General features: G+C 60.3%; 27 protein-coding genes and 1 pseudogene. 15 read left to right on the forward strand and 13 right to left on the reverse strand.

The features are described from left to right. Positions 1 to 101: 101 nt before the first annotated feature. Positions 102 to 431, reverse strand: coding sequence for an EscU/YscU/HrcU family type III secretion system export apparatus switch protein (locus QRN10_RS20015; protein ID WP_253511547.1), 330 nt, complete (start codon positions 429 to 431; stop codon positions 102 to 104). After that, positions 428 to 2,005: a flagellar hook-length control protein FliK gene (gene fliK / locus QRN10_RS20020; protein WP_285428976.1), complete on the reverse strand. Its 1,578-nt coding sequence runs from the start codon at positions 2,003 to 2,005 to the stop codon at positions 428 to 430. The genes QRN10_RS20015 and fliK overlap by 4 nt, the downstream gene beginning before the upstream one ends. A 201-nt stretch (positions 2,006 to 2,206) precedes the next feature. Between fliK and ccmA the strand changes: the two genes are divergently transcribed. The 10 genes from ccmA (at position 2,207) to QRN10_RS20070 (ending at position 9,549) form a co-directional block, all read left to right on the forward strand. Beyond that, entirely contained in the window at positions 2,207 to 2,842 is a 636-nt protein-coding gene (ccmA, locus tag QRN10_RS20025) for a cytochrome c biogenesis heme-transporting ATPase CcmA (protein WP_181081600.1), read from the forward strand. Next, entirely contained in the window at positions 2,839 to 3,507 is a 669-nt protein-coding gene (gene ccmB, locus QRN10_RS20030) for a heme exporter protein CcmB (RefSeq protein ID WP_253511556.1), read from the forward strand. Before ccmA ends, ccmB begins: the two co-directional genes overlap by 4 nt. A 70-nt stretch (positions 3,508 to 3,577) precedes the next feature. Continuing rightward, positions 3,578 to 4,333, forward strand: a complete 756-nt coding sequence (locus tag QRN10_RS20035) for a heme ABC transporter permease (protein WP_181081601.1) — start codon at positions 3,578 to 3,580, stop codon at positions 4,331 to 4,333. Then, positions 4,330 to 4,506 (forward strand): heme exporter protein CcmD, encoded by a 177-nt coding sequence (gene ccmD, locus QRN10_RS20040; RefSeq protein WP_181081602.1) that lies wholly within the window; start codon positions 4,330 to 4,332, stop codon positions 4,504 to 4,506. The genes QRN10_RS20035 and ccmD overlap by 4 nt, the downstream gene beginning before the upstream one ends. After that, positions 4,503 to 4,958, forward strand: coding sequence for a cytochrome c maturation protein CcmE (gene ccmE / locus QRN10_RS20045; RefSeq protein WP_034096632.1), 456 nt, complete (start codon positions 4,503 to 4,505; stop codon positions 4,956 to 4,958). Before ccmD ends, ccmE begins: the two co-directional genes overlap by 4 nt. Before the next feature lie 3 nt (positions 4,959 to 4,961). Then, on the forward strand, positions 4,962 to 6,950 hold the full coding sequence (locus tag QRN10_RS20050) for a heme lyase CcmF/NrfE family subunit (RefSeq protein ID WP_181081603.1): 1,989 nt from the start codon (positions 4,962 to 4,964) through the stop codon (positions 6,948 to 6,950). Next, a complete protein-coding gene (locus QRN10_RS20055) occupies positions 6,947 to 7,483 on the forward strand; it encodes a DsbE family thiol:disulfide interchange protein (RefSeq protein ID WP_253511565.1) in 537 nt (178 codons plus the stop codon). The genes QRN10_RS20050 and QRN10_RS20055 overlap by 4 nt, the downstream gene beginning before the upstream one ends. Continuing rightward, a complete protein-coding gene (locus QRN10_RS20060) occupies positions 7,480 to 7,953 on the forward strand; it encodes a cytochrome c-type biogenesis protein (protein ID WP_253511569.1) in 474 nt (157 codons plus the stop codon). The genes QRN10_RS20055 and QRN10_RS20060 overlap by 4 nt, the downstream gene beginning before the upstream one ends. Then, positions 7,946 to 9,157 carry a c-type cytochrome biogenesis protein CcmI gene (gene ccmI / locus QRN10_RS20065; protein WP_253511572.1) on the forward strand — a complete coding sequence of 404 codons (1,212 nt, stop codon included), beginning with the start codon at positions 7,946 to 7,948 and terminating at the stop codon, positions 9,155 to 9,157. The genes QRN10_RS20060 and ccmI overlap by 8 nt, the downstream gene beginning before the upstream one ends. Continuing rightward, complete coding sequence (locus QRN10_RS20070) at positions 9,154 to 9,549, forward strand: hypothetical protein (protein ID WP_253511575.1); 396 nt, start codon at positions 9,154 to 9,156, stop codon at positions 9,547 to 9,549. The genes ccmI and QRN10_RS20070 overlap by 4 nt, the downstream gene beginning before the upstream one ends. A 114-nt stretch (positions 9,550 to 9,663) precedes the next feature. Here QRN10_RS20070 and QRN10_RS20075 read toward each other — a convergent pair. Both QRN10_RS20075 and QRN10_RS25380 read right to left on the reverse strand, forming a co-directional pair. Beyond that, positions 9,664 to 9,882, reverse strand: a pseudogene (locus QRN10_RS20075) (transposase); the annotation flags it as partial. A gap of 210 nt (positions 9,883 to 10,092) precedes the next feature. Continuing rightward, positions 10,093 to 10,245, reverse strand: a complete 153-nt coding sequence (locus QRN10_RS25380) for a DUF6124 family protein (RefSeq protein WP_502941454.1) — start codon at positions 10,243 to 10,245, stop codon at positions 10,093 to 10,095. A 572-nt stretch (positions 10,246 to 10,817) separates the two neighbouring features. On the opposite strand from QRN10_RS25380, the gene QRN10_RS20080 reads away from it, so the two are divergent. The 5 genes from QRN10_RS20080 (at position 10,818) to phnN (ending at position 15,211) form a co-directional block, all read left to right on the forward strand. After that, positions 10,818 to 11,768, forward strand: coding sequence for a cysteine synthase family protein (locus QRN10_RS20080; protein WP_285428978.1), 951 nt, complete (start codon positions 10,818 to 10,820; stop codon positions 11,766 to 11,768). Then, entirely contained in the window at positions 11,768 to 12,340 is a 573-nt protein-coding gene (locus tag QRN10_RS20085; RefSeq protein ID WP_285428979.1) for a phosphoribosyltransferase family protein, read from the forward strand. The genes QRN10_RS20080 and QRN10_RS20085 overlap by 1 nt, the downstream gene beginning before the upstream one ends. A 20-nt stretch (positions 12,341 to 12,360) precedes the next feature. Then, positions 12,361 to 13,272 (forward strand): EamA family transporter, encoded by a 912-nt coding sequence (locus QRN10_RS20090; RefSeq protein ID WP_285428980.1) that lies wholly within the window; start codon positions 12,361 to 12,363, stop codon positions 13,270 to 13,272. Further along, complete coding sequence (locus QRN10_RS20095) at positions 13,269 to 14,519, forward strand: ATP-grasp domain-containing protein (protein WP_285428981.1); 1,251 nt, start codon at positions 13,269 to 13,271, stop codon at positions 14,517 to 14,519. Before QRN10_RS20090 ends, QRN10_RS20095 begins: the two co-directional genes overlap by 4 nt. Before the next feature lie 104 nt (positions 14,520 to 14,623). After that, entirely contained in the window at positions 14,624 to 15,211 is a 588-nt protein-coding gene (gene phnN, locus QRN10_RS20100) for a phosphonate metabolism protein/1,5-bisphosphokinase (PRPP-forming) PhnN (RefSeq protein ID WP_285428982.1), read from the forward strand. On the opposite strand, the gene QRN10_RS20105 is transcribed toward phnN, so the two are convergent. The 9 genes from QRN10_RS20105 to gcl form a co-directional block, all read right to left on the reverse strand. Then, a complete protein-coding gene (locus tag QRN10_RS20105) occupies positions 15,182 to 16,378 on the reverse strand; it encodes an MFS transporter (protein ID WP_253511588.1) in 1,197 nt (398 codons plus the stop codon). The two genes, phnN and QRN10_RS20105, sit on opposite strands and share 30 nt — an antisense overlap. Before the next feature lie 252 nt (positions 16,379 to 16,630). Further along, a complete protein-coding gene (locus QRN10_RS20110) occupies positions 16,631 to 17,635 on the reverse strand; it encodes a sulfate ABC transporter substrate-binding protein (RefSeq protein ID WP_285428983.1) in 1,005 nt (334 codons plus the stop codon). A gap of 96 nt (positions 17,636 to 17,731) precedes the next feature. Continuing rightward, on the reverse strand, positions 17,732 to 18,556 hold the full coding sequence (locus QRN10_RS20115; protein WP_181081898.1) for an ion transporter: 825 nt from the start codon (positions 18,554 to 18,556) through the stop codon (positions 17,732 to 17,734). Positions 18,557 to 18,587: 31 nt separating this feature from the next. Continuing rightward, complete coding sequence (locus QRN10_RS20120; RefSeq protein ID WP_181081897.1) at positions 18,588 to 19,463, reverse strand: urea transporter; 876 nt, start codon at positions 19,461 to 19,463, stop codon at positions 18,588 to 18,590. 138 nt (positions 19,464 to 19,601) lie between these two features. Beyond that, positions 19,602 to 21,017: a pyruvate kinase gene (gene pyk / locus QRN10_RS20125; protein ID WP_253511594.1), complete on the reverse strand. Its 1,416-nt coding sequence runs from the start codon at positions 21,015 to 21,017 to the stop codon at positions 19,602 to 19,604. Beyond that, positions 21,007 to 22,287 (reverse strand): glycerate kinase type-2 family protein, encoded by a 1,281-nt coding sequence (locus QRN10_RS20130; protein WP_266248648.1) that lies wholly within the window; start codon positions 22,285 to 22,287, stop codon positions 21,007 to 21,009. The genes pyk and QRN10_RS20130 overlap by 11 nt, the downstream gene beginning before the upstream one ends. 111 nt (positions 22,288 to 22,398) lie before the next feature. Further along, a complete protein-coding gene (locus QRN10_RS20135; protein ID WP_181081894.1) occupies positions 22,399 to 23,289 on the reverse strand; it encodes a 2-hydroxy-3-oxopropionate reductase in 891 nt (296 codons plus the stop codon). A gap of 41 nt (positions 23,290 to 23,330) precedes the next feature. Beyond that, a complete protein-coding gene (gene hyi, locus QRN10_RS20140; RefSeq protein WP_181081893.1) occupies positions 23,331 to 24,104 on the reverse strand; it encodes a hydroxypyruvate isomerase in 774 nt (257 codons plus the stop codon). A gap of 10 nt (positions 24,105 to 24,114) precedes the next feature. After that, complete coding sequence (gene gcl, locus QRN10_RS20145; RefSeq protein ID WP_253511601.1) at positions 24,115 to 25,890, reverse strand: glyoxylate carboligase; 1,776 nt, start codon at positions 25,888 to 25,890, stop codon at positions 24,115 to 24,117. Positions 25,891 to 25,970: the final 80 nt, after the last annotated feature.

Raw genomic sequence — 25,970 nt, forward strand, 5'->3', positions numbered from 1 at the left:
AAAGGCAGATGTGGGAAGGGGGCCTCAGATAGAGGAGCATCAGTGACTTATGGGTGGCTGAATCATTGCCATCGGGCAAGCCCCCGATGACGGCTTGCTATTCAGTAATCGTCGCCACGCTCGGTCACATCCCGCTCCACCGGCCCCGCATGCGGGTCAAATCCCACCGGGAACTTGCCTTTCAATGTCCAGGCAAACGCAATGATCTCGGCAATCGTGCGGTACAACTCCTCGGGGATGCTGTCGCCCAGTTCCATGCGCGCCAGCAGTTTTACCAGCTCGGCGTTTTCATAGATCGGCACTTCGTTTTCCCGCGCCAGCTTGAGGATGGCTTCGGCCAGCGCATCGTCGCCTTTGGCGGTGAGCGTTGGCGCCTGCTGGCCATCGTACTTGAGGGCAATCGCCTGGCGTGATGATTCGGTGTTTTTCATGCGGTTTCATCCACCCAGCGTTGCTCCAGTCCGGTTTTCGGCCCCCGTGGTGGCGTGCCCAGGTGGCAATCGAGGTCGCCGACGTTAAGACCCGAGCTCACCAGACGCTCGCGCAAACTGCCCAAATGGCTTTCGATCAAACTCGCCGTGAATGGCCGTGTTGCCCAGAGTTGGCTGGACAGCTTGCCCTGGGTCAGTTGCGCCTGCACCTGCAACGGTCCCAGTGGTTCCATATCGAAGGCCAGCTCGACGCGCCAGAGCATCTGCTTGGCATCTTTAGTCGTCTTGCGTTCCGGTTGGTCCTTGTCCGGCGCCGGTTCCTCGCGCTGGAACTTGACCTGCAACGGCACGATGTCCTGCAGAGTGCGCATGGGGATCTCCAACTGCCAGGTGGTTTGCAGGCGGCCATCGGCGGTGGTGCCGGTTTGCTCCAGGCTCGACAGCTGGTGGCTCTGCAAGCGGGAAATGGCCCCGGCGGCCAAGCGCAGCAGGTTTTCCAGGTCGCCTTCGCCTTCCAGTTTGCCCATCAGACGCTCGGGCAGCGGGAAGCTCACCGGTGCCTGCCGTGCGCTGAGCTGACCCAGCGTGTTCAGCGGGCTGCGCACAAAGTTCGGCAGCACCTGGGCCAGGGTGTTGGCTGCCAGGATGGCATTCAGGTTGGTGCTGGCGGGCAGGGCGGGGACCAGGTCGGCGACCAACCGCAGCAGCGCACCTTTCATATCCAGAGGCGGTACCTGCGGGTTCTGCCCGGCCAGCAGTTTGGCCTCCAGGAAGGCGCCGCTGTTCTGAATCACCTGGGCCAGCACCTTGGGATTGCTCACCTGCGCCAGGTCCGGCAGGGCGGCCAACAGGCGGTCGGCGGCGGCGCGCAGGTCGGCGGAGGTGCTGTCGCCGCGCGGCAGGCTCTGCAATGCCGTGAACAGCACATCCAGCGAGCCTTGGCGATTTTGCTGGACCGACAGCTGCTGCGTGACGGCCAGTTGATCCTTGAACTCGCTCAAGGGCACGAAGTTAAGGGTTTGCGCGTTCTGCACCACCGCGCTGAGCAGGCTGCCCACTCGCAATGGTTGTGGACTTTCCACCGTCAGCGTCGCACCGGCCATGGCGCTGCTGAGCACCGTGACCAGCGAGCGGTAGATCGCAGGCTGCGTGGTGCCCTGCGGCAACGCCTGGGTGGTCAGTACTTTGGCCTGCAGCAGGGTGCCTTCGGGAATTTTGCTGGTATCGATGCGCGTCAGCGCCGCAACGTTGGCGCTCAACGCTTGCTGCAGACTCAAGGCCAGGTTGCCGGCAGAGGTCTGGCTGACCGCCACATTGCTGCCCAGCGGCAACGGTTGCGGACTGCTGGCCTGTACCAGGGTCTGGCGACCGCCGTCGAGGGTCAGCTTGAGCAGCAATTGAAAAGCCTCGCCGCCTTGCTTGAGGGCGATCACCTCGGCGTTCGCGGTCTTGCCCGGATCGATCAAGCCGATCTGCGGCTCCAGCAGTTTCAGCAATGCCCCGGCGGCCGGCGGCGATGCCGGGCCGGTCGCCGTGGCAGGAGGTAGCGTAGGAAGGTTGATCTCGCCGGTCATTGCACGCATCGTCTCTAAGGGTAATTGCCCTCTTTAGCCTAGGGCATCGCATGTATAATGCCGCCCGTCTTCAAAGAGAGCGGTAAAAACCTCACAACTATTTGATCCAGCTCTCTAAAATCGGTCGCCAAAGCCGCTATTGTGCATTCCTCTTTAACGGCCGCAGCACCGCCGACTTGAACCGTAAAGGCCCGCGATCTCTTGACCAGCCCTCTTCTTGAAACCGTAGCGCTTGCCTGTGAGCGCGACCTGCGCCTGCTGTTTGAACGCCTCGAGCTGCGGCTGGCGGCCGGCGATATGGTGCAGGTCAGTGGCCCCAACGGCAGTGGCAAGACCAGCCTGCTGCGCCTGCTGGCCGGGTTGATGCAACCCACGGCCGGTGAAGTGCGCCTCAACGGCAAGCCTCTTAACGCGCAGCGCGGCGAATTGGCGCGCAATCTGATCTGGATCGGCCATGCCGCCGGTATCAAAGATGTGCTCACCCCTGAAGAAAACCTCAGTTGGCTCAGCGCGCTGCATCACCCCGCGTCCCGCGAGGCCATCTGGCAAGCGTTGGCCGCCGTCGGCCTCAAGGGTTTCGAAGACGTGCCATGTCACACCTTGTCCGCCGGCCAGCAGCGCCGTGTCGCGTTGGCGCGCCTGTTTTTGCCGGGCCCGCCGCTGTGGATTCTCGATGAGCCCTTCACTGCCCTGGATAAACAAGGCGTGGCCCAGTTGGAAGAACACCTGGCCCGGCATTGCGAGCAGGGCGGCCTGGTGCTGCTGACCACGCACCACAGCTTGACGCGGGTGCCTGCCGGTTACCGCGAGCTGGACCTCGGGCGGTGGTCGCTATGAGCGTGTTCGCCCTGCTGGTCGCGCGCGAAGCGCGTCTGTTATGCCGTCGCCCGGCCGAACTGGCCAACCCGCTGGTGTTCTTTGCCATCGTGATTGCGTTATTCCCTTTGGCGGTCGGTCCGGAGACTAAACTGTTGCAAACCTTGTCTCCGGGACTGGTGTGGGTAGCGGCGCTGTTGTCCGTCCTGCTCTCGCTGGACGGGCTGTTTCGCAGTGATTTCGAAGACGGCTCGCTGGAGCAGTGGGTCCTTTCGTCGCACCCGTTGCCACTTCTGGTGCTGGCCAAGGTACTGGCACACTGGGCTTTTTCCGGCTTGGCGCTAGTCTTGCTCTCGCCGCTGCTGGCGATGATGCTGGGCTTGCCCGTCGAATGCCTGCCGATCCTGCTGCTGAGCCTGTTGCTCGGTACACCGGTCCTCAGCCTGCTGGGGGCGGTGGGCGCGGCGCTGACGGTGGGATTGAAGCGCGGCGGGCTGTTACTGGCGCTGCTGATTCTGCCGTTGTACATCCCGGTATTGATCCTCGGCAGCGGCTCCTTGCAAGCCGCGCTGATGGGCATGCCGGCGACCGGTTACCTGCTGTGGCTTGGCAGCCTGACCGCCCTGGCGGTAACCCTGACACCTTTTGCGATAGCCGCCGGCCTGAAGATCAGCGTCGGTGAATAATGAGGTCTGGCTCAGCCAGTAAAGACCCTACGCTTCTTGCAACGACAAGAAGCAACCGTGAGAAACAGCAATGAACTGGACCTGGTTTCACAAGCTCGGCTCGCCCAAATGGTTTTACGGCATCAGCGGCAAGCTGCTGCCGTGGTTGAGCCTCTTCGCCGCCGTGCTGATCGGCATCGGCCTGGTCTGGGGCCTGGCCTTCGCGCCGCCGGATTATCAGCAGGGCAACAGTTTTCGCATCATCTATATCCACGTACCTGCCGCGATGCTGGCCCAATCCTGCTACGTGATGCTGGCGGTGTGCGGCATCGTCGGGCTGGTGTGGAAAATGAAACTGGCCGACGTGGCCCTGCAATGCGCCGCGCCCATCGGTGCGTGGATGACCGCCGTGGCGCTGGTCACCGGGGCGATCTGGGGCAAACCCACCTGGGGTTCGTGGTGGGTGTGGGATGCACGCCTGACGTCTATGTTGATCCTGCTGTTCCTGTACTTCGGTCTGATTGCACTGGGCAACGCGATCAGCAATCGTGACAGCGCTGCCAAGGCCTGCGCGGTGCTGGCAATCGTCGGCGTGATCAATATCCCGATCATCAAATACTCGGTGGAGTGGTGGAACACCCTGCACCAGGGCGCCACTTTCACCCTCACTGAAAAACCGGCGATGCCGGTGGAAATGTGGGCGCCGCTGCTGTTGATGGTGCTGGGGTTCTACTGTTTCTTCGGCGCGGTGTTGCTGATGCGCATGCGCCTTGAAGTACTCAAGCGCGAGGCCCGCGCCAGTTGGGTCAAGGCCGAAGTACAAAGCTGCCTGGGGGCGCGGGGATGAGTTTCAGTTCTTTCGGCGATTTTCTCGCCATGGGCCATCACGGCCTGTATGTCTGGACGGCCTATGGCATCTGCCTGGCGGTGCTGGCCCTCAACGTCGTCGCGCCGATCCTGGCGCGCAAGCGTTACCTGCAACAAGAGGCGCGTCGTCTGCGCCGGGAGACCGAAAAGTGAATCCGCTGCGTAGAAAGCGTCTGTTAATCATCCTTGCCATCCTGGTCGGCGTCGGCATTGCCGTCGGCCTGGCTTTGAGCGCCCTGCAGCAGAACATCAACCTGTTTTACACGCCGACCCAGATCGCCAATGGCGAAGCGCCGCTGGACACGCGCATCCGCGCCGGCGGCATGGTGGAGAAGGGCTCGCTGAAACGCTCCGGCGATTCCCTGGACGTCACCTTCGTGGTCACCGACTTCAACAAGGCCGTGACCATCACCTACCGCGGCATCCTGCCGGACCTGTTCCGCGAAGGCCAGGGCATCGTCGCCCTGGGCAAACTCAACGCCGACGGTGTGGTAGTGGCCGACGAAGTGCTGGCCAAGCACGACGAAAAGTACATGCCGCCGGAAGTCACCAAAGCCTTGAAAGACAGCGGCCAGTCCGCCCCTGCACCCGCAAAGGAGGGCTGAACCATGACGTCCGCATTGTTTATTCCGGAGCTTGGCCAATTGGCGATGATCCTTGCGCTGTGCCTGGCTATGGTCCAGGCCGTGGTGCCGTTGCTCGGCGCCTGGCGCGGTGATCGCCTGTGGATGAGCCTGGCGCAGCCGGCTGCGTGGGGGCAATTTGCATTCCTGCTGTTTGCATTCGGCTGCTTGACCTACGCCTTTATGACCGACGATTTTTCCGTCGCGTATGTGGCGAATAACTCCAACAGCGCGCTGCCCTGGTACTACAAGTTCAGCGCCGTGTGGGGCGCCCACGAAGGATCGTTGCTGCTGTGGGCGCTGATCCTCGGCGGCTGGACCTTCGCCGTGTCGGTGTTTTCGCGCCAGTTGCCGCAAATCATGCTGGCCAGGGTGCTGGCGGTGATGGGCATGATCAGCATCGGTTTCCTGCTGTTCCTGATCATGACCTCCAACCCGTTCAGCCGCATCCTGCCGCAGGTGCCGGTGGATGGCCGCGACCTCAACCCGCTGCTGCAGGACATCGGCCTGATCGTGCACCCACCGATGCTGTACATGGGCTACGTGGGCTTCTCGGTGGCCTTCGCCTTCGCCATCGCCGCCTTGCTCGGTGGGCGCTTGGACGCGGCCTGGGCGCGTTGGTCGCGGCCGTGGACCATCGTCGCCTGGGCCTTCCTGGGCATTGGTATCACCCTCGGTTCGTGGTGGGCCTACTACGAACTCGGCTGGGGTGGCTGGTGGTTCTGGGACCCGGTGGAAAACGCCTCGTTCATGCCCTGGCTGGTGGGCACCGCGCTGATTCACTCGCTGGCGGTCACCGAAAAACGCGGTGTGTTCAAGAGCTGGACCGTGCTGTTGGCCATTGCCGCGTTTTCTCTCAGCCTGCTGGGCACCTTCCTCGTGCGTTCGGGCGTGTTGACTTCGGTGCACGCGTTTGCGTCCGACCCGGCGCGCGGCATTTTCATCCTGATCTTCCTGCTGTTCGTGGTCGGTGGTTCGCTGACCCTGTTCGCCCTGCGCGCGCCGGTGGTCAAGAGCCAGGTGGGCTTCAACCTGTGGTCGCGGGAGACCCTGCTGCTGGGCAATAACCTGGTGCTGGTGGTGGCCGCGTCGATGATCCTGCTCGGCACGTTGTACCCGCTGGTGCTGGATGCCTTGAGCGGCGCCAAGCTGTCCGTGGGACCGCCGTACTTCAACGCCTTGTTTATCCCATTGATGGGCCTGTTGATGGTGGTGATGGCGGTCGGCGTACTGGTGCGCTGGAAAGACACCCCGGTGAAATGGCTGCTCGGCATGTTGATGCCGGTGCTGCTGGGCAGCGTGGCTTTGGCGGTGATCGCCGGCATCGCCTACGGCGACTTCAACTGGGCGGTGCTCGCCACGTTCCTGCTCGCGGCCTGGGTGCTGCTGGCCGGCGTGCGCGACATCGTCGACAAGACCCGCCACAAAGGCCTGATCAAAGGCTTGCCGGCGTTGACCCGCAGCTACTGGGGCATGCAGGTCGCGCACCTGGGCATTGCCGTGTGCGCCCTCGGCGTGGTGCTTTCCAGCCAGAACAGCGCCGAGCGCGACCTGCGCCTGGCGCCGGGCGAGTCCATGGACCTGGCCGGTTACCACTTTATCTTCGAAGGCGCCAAACACTTCGAAGGCCCGAACTTCACGTCAGACAAAGGCACCGTGCGCGTCGTCCGTAATGGCAAGGAAGTCGCCGTGCTGCATCCGGAAAAACGCCTCTACACCGTGCAGAGCTCAATGATGACCGAGGCCGGTATCGACGCCGGTTTCACCCGCGACCTCTATGTGGCGCTGGGCGAACCTTTGGGTGACGGCGCCTGGGCGGTGCGGGTGCATGTCAAACCGTTCGTGCGCTGGATCTGGTTCGGCGGCCTGCTCACCGGTTTCGGTGGGTTGCTGGCCGCGCTGGACCGGCGTTATCGGGTCAAGGTCAAGAGCCGCGTGCGTGAAGCGCTCGGCCTGCAAGGAGCGGCGGTATGAAGCGCTGGTTGATGGTGTTGCCGCTGGCGGCGTTTCTGGTGGTGGCGGTGTTCCTCTACCGCGGCTTGTACCTCGACCCGGCCGAACTGCCGTCAGCGATGATCGGCAAGCCGTTCCCGGAATTTTCCCTGCCCACCGTGCAGGGCGATAAAACCCTGACCCGTGCCGACCTGCTGGGCAAGCCCGCGCTGGTCAACGTGTGGGGCACCTGGTGCATCTCATGCCGCGTGGAGCATCCGGTGCTGAACAAATTGGCCGAGCGCGGTGTGGTGATCTACGGCATCAACTATAAGGACGACAACGCGGCGGCGCTCAAATGGCTGGCCGAGTTTCACAACCCCTATCAGTTGGATATCCGTGATGAAGACGGCAACCTCGGTTTGAACCTGGGCGTTTACGGCGCCCCGGAAACCTTCTTTATCGACGCCAAGGGCGTGATCCGCGACAAATACGTCGGCGTGATCGACGACGTGGTATGGCGCGAGCAACTGGCCGCCAAGTACCAGGCCCTGGTCGATGAGGCCAAGCCATGAAGCGCCTGTTAGCCGCTGCCGTATTGGCACTGGGGTTGGCCGGCGTCGCCCACGCCGCCATCGACACCTATGAGTTTGCCAATGATGCCGACCGCGAGCGTTTTCGCGACTTGACCAAGGAACTGCGCTGCCCCAAGTGCCAGAATCAGGACATCGCCGACTCCAATGCGCCCATCGCCGCCGATCTGCGCAAAGAGATCTTCCGCATGCTGGGGGAGGGCAAGGACAACCAGCAGATCATCGACTTCATGGTCGACCGCTACGGTGATTTCGTGCGTTACAAACCGGCGCTGACCGGCAAGACGGCGCTGCTCTGGTTTGGCCCCGCCGCGCTGTTGCTGAGCGGTGTGGTGGTGATGGCCGTGATCGTCCGCCGCCGCCGCGCCGCACCTACCGATGGCTCCGACGCGCTATCCCCGCAAGAGCGCCAACGCCTCGACCACCTGCTGGACAAAACCACTGATGATTGATTTCTGGCTCGCAGCAGGCTTGCTGCTTCTGGTTGCCCTGAGTTTCCTGTTGATCCCTGTACTGCGCGGCCGTCGTGCCCAGCGCGAGGAGGATCGCACCGCACTGAATGTGGCGCTCTACCAAGAGCGCGTTGCCGAACTGCAGACCCAGCAGGCCGAAGGCGTGCTCGACGCCGCACAACTGGACACCGGCCGCGCCGAAGCCGCCCGCGAATTGCTGGCCGACACCGAAGGCGTGGAAACCCCCCGCGAATCGCGTCTGGGCAAACCGCTGCCGTTGTTGGCCGCGTTTCTGGTGCCGGTGCTGGGCCTGGGCTTGTACCTGCACTTCGGTGCCAGCGACAAGGTGGAACTGACGCGCGAATTTGCCCAGCCGCCGGTGTCCCTGCAAGACATGACCCAGCGCCTGGAACGCGCCGCCGCCGCCCAGCCGGATTCGGCCGAAGGCCTGTACTTCCTCGGTCGGGCCTACATGGCCCAGGACCGCTCCGCCGATGCGGCCAAGGTCTTCGAGCGTGCCGTCGCCCTGGCCGGTCGCCAGCCGGAACTGCTCGGCCAGTGGGCTCAGGCCCAGTATTTTGCCGACAACAAACAATGGTCGCCGAAGGTCCAGGCGTTGACGGACGAGGCGTTGAAGCTCGACCCGAAAGAAGTCACCAGCCTCGGCCTGCTGGGTATTGCCGCGTTTGAAGGCCAGCGCTATCAGGAAGCTATCGACTACTGGAGCCGTCTGCTGGCGCAACTGCCGCCCGAAGACAATTCCCGCGCTGCGCTGCAAGGCGGTATCGACCGCGCCGCGCAAAAACTCAAGGAAAGTGGCGGCACCGTCGCCCAGGCGAAGCAGGCAGCGACGTTGAAAGTGCGCGTGGCTGTGTCCGCCGAGGTGAAGGCCAAGGCCCTGCCAGGTGACAGCGTATTTATCTTCGCCCGTGCCGTGAGTGGCCCGCCGGCGCCGTTGGCGGCCAAGCGTGTCACCGTAGCGGAGTTGCCGATCACCGTCGAACTGGGCGATGCCGATGCGATGATGCCGCAGTTGAAACTGTCCAACTTCCCCGAAGTCCAACTGGTTGCGCGCATATCCCGGGCCGGTCAACCGACCGCCGGCGAATGGATCGGCCGCAGCCAACCCCTGGCCAGCTCCACCACTGCACTGCAGCAGCTGACCATCGACAGTCCGGACAAGTCATTCGAGGAAACGCCATGACCGCATTCGCACGTATCACCTTGCTCAGCCTGGTATTGGGCCTGAGCGCCTGTGCGGTCCACCGGCCACCGCCTGGGCCGACCGGGCCGACCATCCCACCGTCGGGCCCGTCGACCCAGCCAAGCACCAAACCGTCCGGCCCGGTCACCCCTCCGCCGAAACCGCTGCCGACCAAGTCGCCGACCTTCGCCCCACCACCGGGCGCCGCCAGCCATTGGGACGGCAAGATGCAGGTGTATGTGCTGGACGAACAACCCGACACCTTCTACCGCCAGCGCACCTACTACCGCTGGAGCAATGGCTGGAGCCGCTCCATCAGCCCCAACGGGCCGTGGGAAGAAACCAATGTACAAGGCGTGCCGCCGGGGTTGAGTAAGCAGTACGCGCAGTGACAAAAGGCGACCTTCGCAGACTGTGTGAAAACGCACTGATGGTGGTTCCAAGCAAACGCCCCGACTTGTTCGAGGCGTTTGCTTTTATGCAGACAGCAAGCGAAAAAAGGCCTTTCAGCCCATCAACGCCATCAATTGGCGCGCGCCGAGCACGTTAATTGCTCGTTTCAGGTTGTAGGCGTTCACTGCCAAGGCCATTTCGGCTCTTGTACCCTCAAGCTGTCGTAGTAGGAAGCGAGCATTGCCAAACAACCACTGCTTAAGTTTGCCGAACGGATGCTCAACGATGGATCTTCGAGCGATCGCCATTTCTGGATGCGCCAGCATTCGCTCTCCTTGGATGTCGGCCATAACGAAAAATGCTCCGTACCTTTCGATACGGAACATTTTCTTTGAGCGCCGCGCAGATTGCTAATTGTTCACACTGTCTGTTCGGGTTGCCTTTTTCATCCTGAAATCCATTCCTCGAAACATGGAGAGCATGTGGGCGAGGGGCGGTGCGAAGATTCAACTTGCCCCTACCACTGGAGGTTTTCTCAGCCATCAAGTCACAGGATATTCCCGCTCCAGTGTTTCATTCACCAACAACAACTGTGCGCTCTCAATCATCTGCACTAACGCCAGCACCCACTTGCGGCTTGCGCCATCTAGGTGCTCGGCACAATCGTAAGCACAGGCGGTCGCGGATTCCCGCATCTCGCTGGCGTTGCTCAATGCCGCTTAGGTGCTGAGGCCGAGGCGGAGGGTGAAGATCATATTCGGCGTGGATTGTGGAATCCCCTTCGAAGCGGATGGCGGGGGGATTGGGGGTGACCTTTTTCATGCAGTACATCTCCATTCAGTTGGAGCTCACCGCGTCAGCGACCAAGCAGAAGAGTGGCGAGCAGTACTCTGGTTGGTCGACCAGGGAATGGAAGCCTCCGCAGGGCGTGAGCCCTCCCAAGCACAGCTCGCCATAACACGAACATGATAATGCCGCATGCGCGGCACCGTGCGCCATTCTAATCCAGGCGACCAAGCCTGATCGCTGATGAGCTGCGATTGCTAAGGGCTAGCGATGCCTTATAGCAACTGTAAGCCAACAAGTTTGTAAGAAAAGTCGTGAGAGTTTGCCTTTGATTTTTAAAGTGGTTCATTGATATTTGGTCTGACAGACCATTCCTATACATGGGGTAGTGGAATCACCTGGGTACCTATCTGTTTGGCTAGCTATTTTTTTTGTGAGTAATCAGTTAGCTTCAAGATATTCAAATACCTTGGGGTTTCAGATGAATCTGCTAGATATTGGTAATACTCCGTTTGTCGAGTTGTCGACTATTTCTCTGAACGGAAATAGAGTTTTTTCAAAATGTGAGTTTCTAAGTCCTTCAGGAAGCCATAAAGATAGAACGTACCTAAATATTGTTAGCGAATTGGAGCGAAGCGGTGAAATTGTACCGGGTATGATCCTTGTAGACTGCTCTACGGGGAATGGCGGTGCGGCACTTGCTTGGATAGGTAGAGCTAAAGGTTACGGTGTAAAAATATTTATGCCTGAGGGGATGACTGAAGAAAGAAAAACGCAAATTCGCTCGTTTGGGGCGCAAATAATTGAAACCCCAAAAGAGGAGTTTTTGTCCGGAGCGGTCGCAAGAGCTAAAAGGTATCTCGCCAAAAATCTCTCAAGTGGTATCTACTTTCTGGATCAGTCCGAGAATATCTTAAATAGACAGGCTTGGAATATTTGTGGAAAGGAAATAGTGGCAGCGCTGAAGGGGCTTGATGTGGTGCCTGATTTTTTCGTATGTTCTATAGGGACTGGAGGCACATTCTCTGGTATTGCTGAAATATTAAAGCACGAATACAGGAATATAAAAACTATTGGGATTGAGGTTGACAGTTCTGCGCCTTTGTATGCAAAAAGAAATGATCTGGTTTTTAAACACTGCTCTCATAATCTCATGGGGCTTGGAGCTGGAGTTCTATCGGCGAATACTGTGTCCGCGCTTATTGATGAAATAAGAGTAGTTGATGGTCCTGCCTCTTGGGCTCGAATGAAGAGATTTATAACAGAAGAACGACTTGCAGTCGGTCCGACTTGCGGAGCGAATCTACTTATTTGTGAAGAAATCGCTGCTGCATTTAGTAATAAGAATATTGTTACTTTGTTTTTTGATAGCTCTTGGAAATACAAAAGTCGATGGGATGGGAACTATCCGGAATACAGCGGGGTGCAGTGATGTTGCTCGAAGAGATTTATAGAAACGCAAAAGTTGTGAACTCTGGAAAATCTTTGACGACAGTGAATGAGTTTACTGATCAAATACCTGCGTTACGGCCTGCGGTTCTAATGGAAGTGGCTCATGGAATTATAAAGTTAATGGATTTAAGTGTCACAAAAATTGTAACGGAGGAAGATAAAGGAGCTGCATTGGCTACTACTATCTCCTTGTTGACAGGCATTCCGTTGGCTATGGCAAGGTGGTATTCGTATAATCTTGGAGATGCTAATGAGCAAGTGGTTGATATTAGCTCTGAGTACTTTCAAGGAAAGATGTATCTCAATGGAATCAAGGCGGGCGATAGGGTAACTATTATTGACGATACATTAAGTACTGGTGGGGCTGTAATTGCATTGGTAGAGGCTGTAAGGGCCTGCGGGGCGGAGCTGGTTGACGCTTTATGTGCTGTTGAAAAAGTTGGGAATCATGGCTTTGATAATGTTCATAGAAGTACGGGTGTCTCTGTAAAGACGCTTATGAAGATATCCGTTCATGAGAAGGGTGTGAGTATAATTAGAGAGGGTTTTTAAATTGCTTGGTGGTGTAAACTATGCTGGGTAAAGGTTTTTTAATTGGGCTTTTATTTTGTCTGATTAGTGCAGCGTTCGATGTGTATGTTGCTTTCGTGACACAAGCTGTTAGTACGATTTCAGTCGTTTTTTATTGTTTTATTGTATCGACAGCTTTTTTTGTTGTGTGCGCGCTTTGGAGTAACTCGAGATCATTTTTTACGAAATTGCGCGAACAGTGGGGAATGGTCGTTGTTATTAATCTTGCTGTGCTGTTCAATTGGGGTGGTTTGTTTTATGCCCTGCGGTATCTTGAGCCAGCAGTGGTGGGAGTGGCAGCTGTAGCCTGCGGCCCAGCGCTAACTTTACTTATCTCTTTCTTTGACAGGCGCAGCGCTAGGGTTGCTTTCGCAGATGCACTTGTATCCTGCCTGGTGCTAATTTCGGTCGGAATCATGCTTTTCAATTCCTTTTCCGGGAACAGTGGTATCGCTACGACAACATCTGCACAACGGTTGTTGGGCATAGCCAGTGTGGTGCTGTGCGCGCTCGGAACGGTCATATACACAGTTTTTTCAAAGCAAATGTTTGCTCGGCACTGGTCTATTTTTGAAATTCTTGCCGTTAGGAATATCGCGATGGTTGGTTTTTGCGTTCTCGTTGTTTCAATAACAGGGGGGAGTTTTACATTGGATCGAGACCTTTTAATCCCCATGATAATTCTAGTGGGGGTGGGTCATTTACTACCGATATACCTGATCCAAAAAACTATCTATTACCTCACCCCCATCCATGTGTCGCTTGTGCTATTGACTCTCCCGGTATTTGTTCTTTTGCTTCAGTACTTTGATGCTCGCATAGAGTTTTCCGTTGCCAGTGTCTTGGCCGTAGGTATCATCGTTTTTTTGCTTTTGGGGCGGACCTTATATGAATTGAGGAGAGAGAGACTATGATCAGAATCGCCGTCGTTGATGGGTTCTCATCCGGGAAATTTGTCGTGAAGCGATTGAAAGAGGAAGGGTGTGTGTTGATGCACGTGGCCTCCTCGGGCAGTCTGGACAGTTATTATTACAGAGGTTTCGATCCAACACTGTATGACCAAACGATCACAAATACCCATATTGAGGTAACGCTCGCCAGCGTTGAGCTTTTCGCGCCCCAGTTCATCATCGCCGGTGCCGAAACCGGTGTGCTGCTCGCCGATCAGTTGAACGAGCGCCTTCAGTTACCGTATCGCAATGACTTCGACAACACCCATGCCCGTCGAAACAAGTTCGCCATGATCGAAACGGTTGCCCAGGCGCACTTGCCCGTAGCACGACAGTGCGTTGCCGACAGTTGGGCGCTTGCACGTGCTTGGATCAACGCCCACGGGCGTTTTCCTGTGGTGGTCAAGCCGCTCGACAGCGCGGGGGCCGATGGGGTGTTTATCTGTGAGGATTTGCCGGCCTGCGAGGCGGCGGTACAAACGCTGCTGGGCACGGTGAACCGGTTGAACGGCCGCAATACCCAGGTGTTGATTCAGGAGTATCTGGCCGGCCTGGAGTATGTGGTGAACATGGTGTGCGTCGATGGCCAGCAACTGGTCACCGAGGTGGTGCGCTATCAAAAACAGCGGGCCCCGGGCGGCGGCATTCTTTATGACATCGATGAATTGATCGGGCCAGACTCGCCACTCTACTTGCCGTTGGTGGAATACACCCGCGCCGTGGTGCAGTGCCTGGGCATCCGCAACGGCCCCAGCCACGCGGAAGTCATGTTCACCGACGAAGGGCCGAAACTGGTGGAAATCGCCGCGCGTACCGATGGCATTCTTCGTCCTGGCGTATCCCGCCAGACCACCGGGCTGGGGCAGATCGAGGCGGTGGTGTTGTCCATCACCAAACCCCACGCATTCGCGCAGTTGTTGGCCAGGGACTTCGATTATCAGCGCCTGCAGCGCACCTACAATGTGTGCCTGATCAATCGCACCGACGGCTACTTCCACAAGGCGCGGTTTGTGGAGGAACTGCTCAAGCTGGCGTCATTCTTTGAGGCGGTGTTCTACGTTGAGGAGGGACAACCCCTGGGCGTGACGCAAGATGTATTCAGCCAGCCAGGGACGGTTTACCTGGTGCATGCTGATCCAGCGGTGATCGCTGCGGATTATCAGCGGATCCGATTGCTGGAGGCCCAAGGTATCTACCTCACCGCACATTGATGCGTTGCTTTGAGCCTCTGCGCACCCTCTATACTGTCCCGCGACAATTTCCCAGGTGCTGCCAGCCGCTCAATACGGCTGGAGATAAACGCAGAGGCTGTTCAATGGCAGGCAGGTTGATCTATCTCATCGGCCCATCGGGCTCGGGCAAGGACAGCCTGTTGGACGCAGCGCGTGCGCGTCTGGCCGAGCGTGGCTGCCGCATTGTGCGTCGCGTGATTACCCGCTCGGCGGAAGCAGTGGGCGAGGCCGCGCAGGGGGTGAGCCCCGAGCAGTTCGCCGCGATGGAGGTGCAAGGGGCATTTGCGCTGCGCTGGCAGGCCAATGGGTTGTGGTATGGCATTCCAAAAGTGATCGACGACTGGCTGGCGGCGGGAGAGGACGTGCTGGTCAATGGTTCGCGCGCGCACCTGGCGGTGACCCGCGAGCGTTATCCTTCTTCGCTGGTACTGCTACTGACGGTTGATCAGGCGGTGCTGCGGCAGCGTTTGAGCGCGCGCGGGCGTGAGTCTCTGGTTGAGATTGAAGAGCGGCTGGCGCGCAATGCACGGTTTACCGAAGAATTGATCACCGGCAACAGCGCGCCGTTATTCGTGCTGGATAACTCAGGGCCGCTCGAGCATACGGTCGAGCGTTTACTGTGCTGCCTGGCGCATGGCTATTCAGGCTGTTGCGACGGCTCCTCGGCGTGAGGCGCTCAGAAACCGCAACAACGCCACCAGTGGAAACGCGCTGCCCACCAGCATCACCCCCAGCCAGCCGCCGTGTTCGTACACGCTGCTGGCAATCGCCGAGCCGAAGGCGCCACCGATAAAGATGCTGGTCATATATAGCGCGTTCAAGCGACTGCGGCTGTTGGCGTCCAGGGCGTAAATGGCGCGCTGGCCGAGGACCATATTCATCTGCACGCAGAAGTCCAAAACCACGCCGGTGACCGCCAGGCCAATCACGCTGTACAGCGGATGTACGAAGGCCGGCAGGAAGCTCAGCGCTGCGAACAGCATGGCCAGCAATGACGCGCGATGGGTGTGACCGGCATCGGCGAGGCGCCCGGCGATCGGCGCGGCGATGGCGCCGATGGCACCGACCAGCGCGAAGATCGCGATCTGGGTCTGGCTCAGGCCGTGGTTGCGCACCAGCTCCAGCGGGGCCGCGGTCCAGAACAAGCTGAAGGTGGCGAACAGGCAGCCCTGGTAAAACGCGCGTTGACGCAGCAGCGGTTGTTCACGCAATAAGGTGCCCAGCGAGCGCAGCAGTTGGCCGTAGCTGGCGCTGTGATCGGGCTGACGCTTGGGGATGGTGAGCATCAGCACCACGCTGATAAACGCCATCAACGCCGCTGCGGCCATAAACATCGCGCGCCAGCCGAAGTGGTCCGCCACGACGCTGGACACCGGCCGCGCCAGCAGAATGCCCAACAGCAGTCCGCCCATGATGCTGCCGACCACCCGGCCGCGGGACTCGGCGGGCGCCAGGTGCGCGGCCAGGGGAATCAGGATCTGCACCGACACCGAGCTGAAGCCGATCAACAACGACACCAGCAGGAACAGGTTCGGTTGCTCGGTAAACGCCGCGCCCAGCAGGCTGGCAATGGCCACCACCGTGGTGGTGATCATCAGTTTGCGGTTTTCCAGTAAGTCACCCAGGGGCACCAGGAAAAACAGGCCCAAGGCATAGCCGATTTGCGTGAGCGACACGATCAGGCTGGCCATCGCAGGCGTGAGGCCAATGTCCGGCGCGATCAGTTCGATGATCGGCTGCGCATAGTAGATATTGGCGACGATGGCGCCGCAGCAAAACGCAAACAGCATCACCATGCCTCGGGTCATGGTGCTCGTTGGGTGTGGGGTAGCGTTCATGGTGTTCTCATAAAGCGAAGGAAGATGGCCTGCGAGGGTATATGCAAGGCTTAGCGACGAGTAGGCCGCTTGGGATGATAGTACTTATGTCGGCTGATGATACATTCAGAAACATCTACCCAGCCCCCCCGCGCAAAACCAATGTGGGAGGGGGCTACACAAGTCTCAAAGGCTGAAATAACTCTGCGGGAGGGGGGGCAAGCCCGTTCACCACAGCAAGCCCCCTCCCACAGGTTTACTGCATGTGTTCAGTTATTGACCGGAGTAGATCTGGTCAAACACACCACCATCATTGAAGTGGGTTTTCTGCACGGTGCGCCAGTCACCGAAGGTCTTTTCCACCGACAGGAAGTCGACTTTAGGGAAACGGTCGGTGTACTTGGCCAGCACCGCCGGATCACGTGGGCGCAGGTAGTTGCTGGCGGCGATTTCCTGGCCTTGCGGCGACCACAGGTACTTCAGATAGTCCTCGGCGGCGGCACGGGTGCCTTTTTTCTCGACCACTTTGTCCACCACCGACACCGGCGGCTCGGCTTCGGCGGACACGCTTGGGTAGATCACTTCGAACTGATCGCGGCCGAATTCACGGGCGATCATTTCCGCTTCGTTTTCAAAGGTCACCAGCACGTCGCCGATCTGGTTGGTCATGAATGTGGTGGTGGCGGCGCGGCCGCCGGTGTCCAGCACAGGCGCCTGTTTGAACAGTTTGCCGACGAATGTCTTGGCTTTCTCTTCATCGCCGCCGTTCTTGAGCACATAGCCCCAGGCCGACAGGTAGGTGTAGCGGCCGTTACCCGAGGTTTTCGGGTTGGGCACGATCACCTGCACGCCGTCCTTGAGCAGGTCCGGCCAGTCTTTGAGGGCTTTGGGGTTGCCTTTGCGCACGATAAACACCGTGGCCGAGGTGAACGGCGCGCTGCTGTTGGGCAAGCGTGTGACCCAGTTGTCCGGCACCAGTTTGCCATTGTCGGCCAGGGCGTTGATGTCGGTGGCCATGTTCATGGTGATCACGTCGGCCGGCAGGCCATCGATCACCGAGCGTGCCTGTTTGCTCGAACCGCCGAAGGACATCTGCAAGGTCAGCTTGTCGTCCGGGTGCTCGGCCTCCCAGTGCTTCTGGAACGCCGTGTTGTAGTCCTTGTAGAAATCGCGCATCACGTCGTAGGACACATTAAGCAGCGTGACGGGGGCGGCCTGCACGGCGCCCGCCAGGGCAAGGCCGGCGGCCAGGAGAGAGGCGCTAAGGAGTTTTTTCACTGCTCATTCCTTGTTGTTCGAGAAGAGGGGACAGGCACAATGCCAGCGACTATAGCCGGGGCCGCATAGTCGCTTAAAGATTAAAAAGAACTTTGCTTATTCCACTTTCTTAAAAAGATTGCTGCCACAGCGCGAGCAGAATGCTGCGTTGGGTTCGTGGGTGTCTTTGTGGCACACCGGGCAGTCGGTGTGCAGTTGCTCGCCGCGCATGGCACTGGCCAGTTCGGCGGTAAAAATCCCGGTGGGCACCGCAATGATCGAATAACCGGTGATCATCACCAGCGACGAAATCACCTGGCCCAGCGGGGTCTTGGGCACGATATCGCCAAAGCCGACGGTGGTCAGGGTCACAATGGCCCAGTAGATACCCTTGGGGATGCTGGTAAACCCGTGTTCCGGGCCTTCGATCACATACATCAAGGTGCCGAACACGGTCACCAGGGTGCACACGCTGACCAGGAATACCACGATCTTCTGCTTGCTGCCGCGCAGTGCCGACATCAGGTAATTGGCTTGCTTGAGGTAGGGGCTCAGCTTGAGCACGCGGAAGATCCGCAGCATGCGAATGATGCGGATGATCAGCAGGTACTGCGCATCGCTGTAATACAAGGCGAGGATGCCGGGCACGATGGCCAGCAAATCCACCAACCCATAAAAGCTGAACGCATAGCGCAGCGGTTTGGGCGAACAGTACAGGCGCAGGCCGTACTCGATGGCGAAGATCAGCGTGAAGCCCCATTCGATATAGGCCAGCACGTCGGCGTAGTTCTGGTGCACCTGGTCGATGCTGTCGAGCATCACGATCACCAGGCTGGCCAGAATGATCAGCAGCAGGATGCCGTCAAACCGCCGCCCGGCCACCGTGTCGCTTTGGAAAACCATGACGTAGAGCCGCTGACGCCAATCGTTGTTGCTGTCCATAAATCCCGCCTGACTCGATTTTCGAGCAAGCCTAGGGGGATTCGAAGGGGCTGTCCATGCGCGGTTTCCGAAGCATCCTGCGGCTGGCGCGCACCAGCCAGCACGCGAGGATGAACGGCGCGGTGAGTGCCGGCAGGTGCAGGGCGGCAAAGCCCGGCGTCAGCAGGATCGCCAGCAGGATACCGGCCAGCGGCAGCCAGGTGCGACGACTGATCTGGCTCAATGCCAGGGCCGCCAGCGCCGGGTTGTAACTGTGCAGGCCGAGCAGGGCGTGAGGGGTTTCGCCCAACCCCAGGGCGAGCAATGCGCCGCTGCCGGCGCCGGCCAAGGCCCACAGCGCGGCGCGGCGACTGGCCAGCCACAGGCCCAGCGCAATCAGGCCGCCGGCCAGCGGCTGGTCCAGCAGCATGACCTGTGCCAGACCGGTGAAGGGCGCGCTGAGCAAACCCAGGACGTCGGCGCCGATCCTATCCACCTCGCCGGGCGGCGCGCTGCCGAGCAGCAGCCAGCCCAGGCCGACAAAAGGCGCGGTATAGGCGGGCAAATCATCGGGCTGGCTGGCATGTTTCAACCACTGCCGCGTGAGCATCGCGCTGACGCCGCCGCCCGCCAGGATCAGCGGTGGCAACAACGCCGACCATGGGAAGGACTGGCTGATCAGCAACCCCAGCAGCACAGCGTTGTAGCTATACAGCCCGGCCTGGCGCTCAGCCTTTGGATACCCTCGGCGCTGGGCCGTGAGCAAGCCGGCGACGCCACCCAGCAACGCACCGCCGAGCAACGCCGGGGCGCTGATCAGGATCGCCAGCAGGCACAGCAGGCCGCACAGCGGGTGGCGCTGCAGGAAAATCTGGCTGAAACCGTTGAGCAGGGCTTCGGCCCAGTCGGGGCAGGTTGGGTTGTGCATGGTGGGTATTCAGTTGGACCGGGGTGAAACCCATCGGGGGCAAGCCCCCTCTCACACTTGATTGGGTTCACAGAGTCATAGCTGTGAATGCAGTCCAATGTGGGAAGGGGCTTGCCCCGGATGGGGCCGCTACAGACGCTAGATCAACACCTCTATGCGCAGTGAGTTGGTCGACCCCGGCTGCCCGAACGGCACCCCGGCAGTAATCACCAACGTATCCCCGCGCTCTGCCATCCCCTGGGCCTGGGCAATCTCCAGCGCCGTCGAACACACCTCGTCCACCTGGCGCAGTCGATCGTTGACCACCGAATGCACGCCCCACGCCACACTCAACCGCCGTGCGGTGGACAGGTTTGGCGTCAGGTTGAGGATCGGCGCCACCGGCCGCTCCCGTGCCGCGCGCAGGCTGGAGCTGCCGGACTCGCTGTAGTTCACCAGCACCGCCACCGGCAGGATGCTGCTGATACGACGAATCGCACAGCTGATGGCGTCGGAAACCGTGGCTTCCGCTTTAGGCCGGTTGACCTCCAGTTGAGTCTGGTAGTCCGGGCCGTTTTCCACCTGGCGGATGATCTTGCTCATCATCTGCACGGCTTCCAGTGGGTATTCGCCCGACGCGGTTTCCGCCGACAGCATCACCGCATCCGCGCCTTCGGCCACGGCGTTGGCCACGTCGGTGACTTCGGCGCGGGTCGGCGCCGGGGAAAAGCGCATGGATTCGAGCATTTGCGTAGCCACCACCACGGGTTTACCCAGTTCGCGGCAGGTACGGATGATGCGCTTCTGGATCTGCGGCACGCTCTCGGCCGGCACCTCCACCCCCAAGTCACCGCGAGCCACCATGATTGCATCGCTCAGTTGCGCGATTTCCCGCAGGTGCTGCACGGCCGAGGGCTTCTCGATCTTGGCCATCAGGAACGCCCGGTCGCCGATCAGCTCGCGGGCCTCGCGGATATCTTCCGGACGCTGCACAAACGACAGCGCCACCCAGTCCACGCCCAACTCCAGGCCGAAGCTCAGGTCGCGGCGGTCCTTGGCGGTAAGGGGACTCAGGTCCAACAACGCTTGTGGGACGTTCACCCCTTTGCGGTCGGATAATTCGCCGCCGTTCAGCACCGTGGTGTCGATGGCATCGTTGTGCCTGGTGACCACCCGCAGGCGCAGCTTGCCGTCGTCAAGCAACAGGTCCATGCCTGGTTCCAGGGCCGCGATGATTTCCGGGTGGGGCAGATTGACCCGGCGCTCATCCCCCGGGGTTTCATCCAGATCCAGGCGCAGCGCCTGGCCGCGCACCAGTTGCACGCAGCCGTCGGCAAAACGCCCGACCCGCAGTTTCGGCCCTTGCAGGTCCATCAGAATGCCCAACGGGTAGTTGAGCTGACGCTCCACCTGACGGATCCACTGGTAGCGCTGGGCGTGGTCGGCATGCTCACCGTGGCTGAAATTGAGACGGAAGATATTCACCCCCGCTTCAACCAGCTCACGGATGTCATCGATCCCGTCGATGGCCGGGCCCAGGGTGGCGAGGATTTTGACCTTTTTGTCAGGCGTCATGGTGGGCAGTCTCGAGGATCAGGATGGCGCGGAAGTCGTTGACGTTGGTGCGCGTCGGCTCGGTGACGATCAAATCGTTGAGGGCGGCGAAATAGCCGTAGCCATTGTTGTTATCCAGCTCATCGCTGGCCGACAGGCCGAGGGCTTCGGCGCGCGCGTAGCTGCTCGGGGTCATCAGCGCGCCGGCGTTATCTTCGGAGCCGTCGATGCCGTCGGTGTCACCGGCCAGTGCGTAAACGCCGGGCAGGCCTTTGAGGCTGTCGGTGAGGCTCAGCAGGAATTCGGCGTTGCGACCGCCACGGCCGTCGCCGCGTACGGTCACGGTGGTTTCGCCGCCGGACAGAATCACGCACGGCGCCGCCAGCGGCTGGCCATGCTGCACGATCTGCCGGGCGATACCGGCATGCACCTTGGCCACGTCCCGCGCTTCGCCTTCCAGGTCGCCGAGGATCAGCGGGCTGAAACCGGCCTGGCGCACTTTCACCGCCACTGCTTCAAGGGATTGCTGCGGGCGGGCAATCAATTGGAAATGGCTGCGGGCCAGCACCGGGTCGCCGGGCTTGACGGTTTCCGACGCCGGGTTCTGCAACCAATGGTGCACCGAGGCGGGCACGTCGATGCGATAACGTTTGAGGATCGCCAGTGCCTGTTGCGAGGTGCTCGGGTCGCCCACGGTGGGTCCGGAAGCGATCACCGTGGCCTGGTCGCCCGGCACATCGGAAATCGCGTAGGTGTACACCGTGGCCGGCCAGGCGGCCTTGGCCAAGCGCCCGCCCTTGATCGCCGAGAGGTGCTTGCGCACGCAATTCATCTCGCCGATGGTCGCGCCGGACTTGAGCAGGGCTTTGTTGATGGCCTGCTTGTCGGCCAGGGTAATGCCTTCGGCGGGCAAGGCCAGTAAGGCTGAGCCGCCGCCGGAGAGCAGGAAGATCACGCGGTCGTCTTCGCCCAGATTACTGATCAACGCCAGCACGCGCTGCGCCACGGCCTGGCCGGCGGCGTCGGGCACCGGGTGAGCCGCTTCGATGACTTCGATTTTCTTGCATGGCGCGCCATGCCCGTAGCGGGTGACCACCAGGCCGGTGACTTCGCCTTGCCAGCAGTTTTCCACCACCAGCGCCATGGCTGCGGCGGCCTTGCCGGCACCGATCACAATCACGCGGCCGCTGCGGTCGACGGGCAGAAAAGGTTCGAGAACTTGGCGCGGGTGGGCAGCGTCGATGGCTGTGGCGAACAGCTCGCGAAGCAGGTGTTGCGGATCGACCGACATAAGCGGGCTCCCGGATATTTTTGTTATTAGACGTGCAGCTATTTCAGCCTTGGCCTTGGAAAAGGCCAACTGTGGGAGGGGACAAGCCCCTTCCCACATTCGATCACGGCGTTACTGATCGCGAATCGAGAAATTCGCCATATGCTCCAGGCCCTTGATCAGCGCCGAATGGTCCCAATTCCCGCCACCCAGGGCATTGCACGTGCTGAACACCTGCTGAGTACCGGCAGTGTTCGGCAGGTTGATCCCCAATTCCTTGGCACCGGCCAACGCCAGGTTTAAATCCTTCTGGTGCAGGTTGATGCGGAAGCCCGGATCGAACGTGCCCTTGATCATGCGTTCGCCGTGCACTTCAAGGATTTTCGACGAGGCAAAGCCGCCCATCAGCGCTTCGCGCACCTTGGCCGGGTCGGCACCGTTTTTGGCGGCGAACAGCAATGCTTCGGCCACCGCCTGGATGTTCAGCGCCACGATGATCTGATTGGCGACTTTGGCGGTCTGGCCATCGCCATTGCCACCTACCCGCGTGATGTTCTTGCCCATGGCCTGGAACAGCGGCAGGGCGCGCTCGAAGGTCTGTGGCTCGCCACCGATCATGATGCTCAGGGTGCCGGCCTTGGCGCCGACTTCACCGCCGGACACCGGCGCGTCGAGGTACTGCGCGCCGTGCTCGTTGATCCTGGCGGCGAAGGCCTTGGTGGCGGTGGGCGAGATCGAACTCATGTCGATCACCACCTTGTTCGGCGACAGCCCGGCGGCCACGCCGTCGGCACGGAACAGCACGTCCTCGACCTGTGGGGTGTCCGGCACCATGACGATAATGAACTCGGCTTCCTGAGCCACTTGCTGCGGGTTGGCCAGGGCCACGGCGCCGGCATCGATCAGCGCGTGCGGGGCCTTGCCGTGGTGCTCGGAGAGGAACAGTTGATGACCTGCTTTCTGCAGGTTCGCGGCCATGGGTTGGCCCATGATGCCGGTGCCGATAAAGCCGATTTTAGCCATGATGAATGCCTCTTCTTATTGTGGGAGGGGGGTGGCCCCTCTCACAGGGTTTTGAGCCAGCCAAGGCCCGCTTCGGTGGTGGTCAGCGGCTTGTATTCACAGCCGACCCAACCCGTGTATCCGATCCGGTCCAGATGCTCGAACAGGAAGCGATAGTTGATCTCCCCGGTCCCCGGCTCGTTGCGCCCCGGGTTATCCGCCAGTTGGATGTGATTGATCTCACCCAGGTGCGCGGCCATGGTGCGGGCCAGGTCACCTTCCATGATTTGCATGTGGTAGATGTCGTATTGCAGGAACAGATTGTCACTGCCCACCCGCTCGCGGATCGCCAGGGCCTGGGCGGTGTTGTTCAGGTAGAAGCCTGGGATGTCGCGGGTGTTGATCGCCTCCATGACCAGCTTGATGCCTGCCGCTTGCAGCTTGTCGGCGGCGTACTTGAGGTTGGCGACGAAGGTCTCTTCCAGCAGCTTTTCGTCCACGCCGGCCGGACGAATACCCGCCAGGCAGTTGATCTGCGTATTGCCCAGCACCTGGGCGTAAGCGATAGCCAATGTGACCCCGGCGCGGAATTCCTCGACGCGGTCCGGATGGCACGCCAGGCCGCGCTCGCCCTTGGCCCAGTCACCGGCCGGCAGGTTGAACAGCACTTGGGTCAGGCCATGGGTGTCGAGTTGCGCCTTGATCTCGGCAGAGCTGAATTCGTAGGGGAACAGGTACTCGACCCCTTGAAAACCGGCATCGGCGGCCGCTTTGAAGCGGGCGAGAAAGTCCTGTTCGGTGAACAGCATGGACAGGTTGGCGGCAAAGCGCGGCATAGGGTTCTCCTTAATCGAGCAGGGAAATGGCAGTCGGCGCGTCGTTGCCGACCAGGGCCAGGTCTTCGAATTCATTGACGGCGTTGATCTCGGTGCCCATGGAAATATTGGTCACCCGTTCCAGAATAATCTCAACGATCACCGGCACCTTGAATTCTTCGATCATTGCCTCGGCCTGGCGTAATGCCGGCGCGATCTGGCCTGGTTCGAACACGCGCAGGGCCTTGCACCCCAGGCCTTCGGCGACGGCCACGTGGTCCACGCCATAGCCATTGAGCTCCGGGGCGTTGAGGTTGTCGAAAGACAGCTGCACGCAGTAGTCCATTTCAAAACCGCGCTGGGCCTGGCGGATCAGACCCAGGTAGGAATTGTTCACCACCACATGGATGTACGGCAGCTTGAACTGCGCGCCTACCGCCAGTTCTTCGATCATGAACTGGAAGTCGTAGTCGCCGGACAACGCCACCACTTTGCGGCTCGGATCGGCCTTGACCACCCCCAGCGCCGCCGGAATCGTCCAGCCCAGCGGGCCGGCCTGGCCGCAATTGATCCAATGGCGTGGCTTGTACACATGCAGGAACTGCGCGCCGGCAATCTGCGACAGGCCGATGGTGCTGACGTAGCAGGTGTCTTTGCCGAACACCTGGTTCATCTCTTCGTACACCCGTTGCGGCTTGACCGGCACCGCATCGAAGTGCGTCTTGCGCTGCAGGGTGGCTTTGCGTTGCTGGCAATCATGCAGCCAGGCGCTGCGGTCTTTGAGCTTGCCGGCGGCTTTCCATTCGCGGGCTACTTCAATGAACATCGTCAGGGCCGAGCCGGCGTCGGAAACGATGCCCAGGTCCGGTGTGAAGACGCGGCCGATCTGCGTCGGCTCGATGTCCACGTGGATGAATTTACGGCCTTCGGTGTACACCTCGACCGACCCGGTGTGGCGGTTGGCCCAGCGGTTGCCGATGCCCAGCACTACGTCCGACTTGAGCATCGTTGCGTTGCCGTAACGGTGCGAGGTCTGCAGACCGACCATGCCCACCATCAGCGGGTGATCGTCGGGGATCGTGCCCCAGCCCATCAGGGTCGGGATCACCGGAATGCCGGTCAGTTCGGCGAACTCCACCAGCAGCTCGCTGGCGTCGGCGTTGATCACGCCGCCACCGCTCACCAGCAGCGGGCGCTCCGCCTGGTCGAGCAGGGCTAGGGCTTTCTCCACCTGCACGCGGGTGGCCAGCGGCTTGGCCAGGGGCAGGGGTTGATAAGCGTCGATGTCGAACTCGATCTCGGCCATCTGCACGTCGAACGGCAGGTCGATCAACACCGGACCGGGGCGGCCCGAACGCATTTCGTAGAAGGCTTTCTGAAACGCGTAGGGCACCTGGCCCGGCTCGAGCACCGTGGTGGCCCACTTAGTCACCGGTTTGACGATGCTGGTGATGTCCACCGCCTGAAAGTCTTCCTTGTGCATGCGAGCACGCGGCGCCTGGCCGGTGATGCACAGGATCGGAATCGAGTCGGCCGAGGCGCTGTAGAGGCCGGTGACCATGTCGGTGCCGGCCGGGCCCGAGGTGCCGATGCACACGCCGATATTGCCGGCCTTGGTGCGGGTGTAACCCTCGGCCATGTGCGAGGCGCCTTCAACGTGGCGAGCAAGGACGTGATCGATGCCACCCACTTTCTGCAAGGCCGAGTACAGCGGGTTGATCGCGGCGCCGGGGATACCGAAGGCGGTGTCCACGCCTTCACGGCGCATTACCAGGACAGCGGCTTCGATTGCTCTCATTTTGCTCATTGTTTTGGTGCCTCTTGCGTTTTGTAATTGTATACAAGTGGTGTTTGGTCAAAGTGTATTCACGGGGAGCTTCGCAGGTC

The organism is Pseudomonas sp. lyk4-R2A-8 (assembly GCF_030209095.1).
In the GTDB taxonomy this organism is placed as follows: domain Bacteria; phylum Pseudomonadota; class Gammaproteobacteria; order Pseudomonadales; family Pseudomonadaceae; genus Aquipseudomonas; species Aquipseudomonas quebecensis.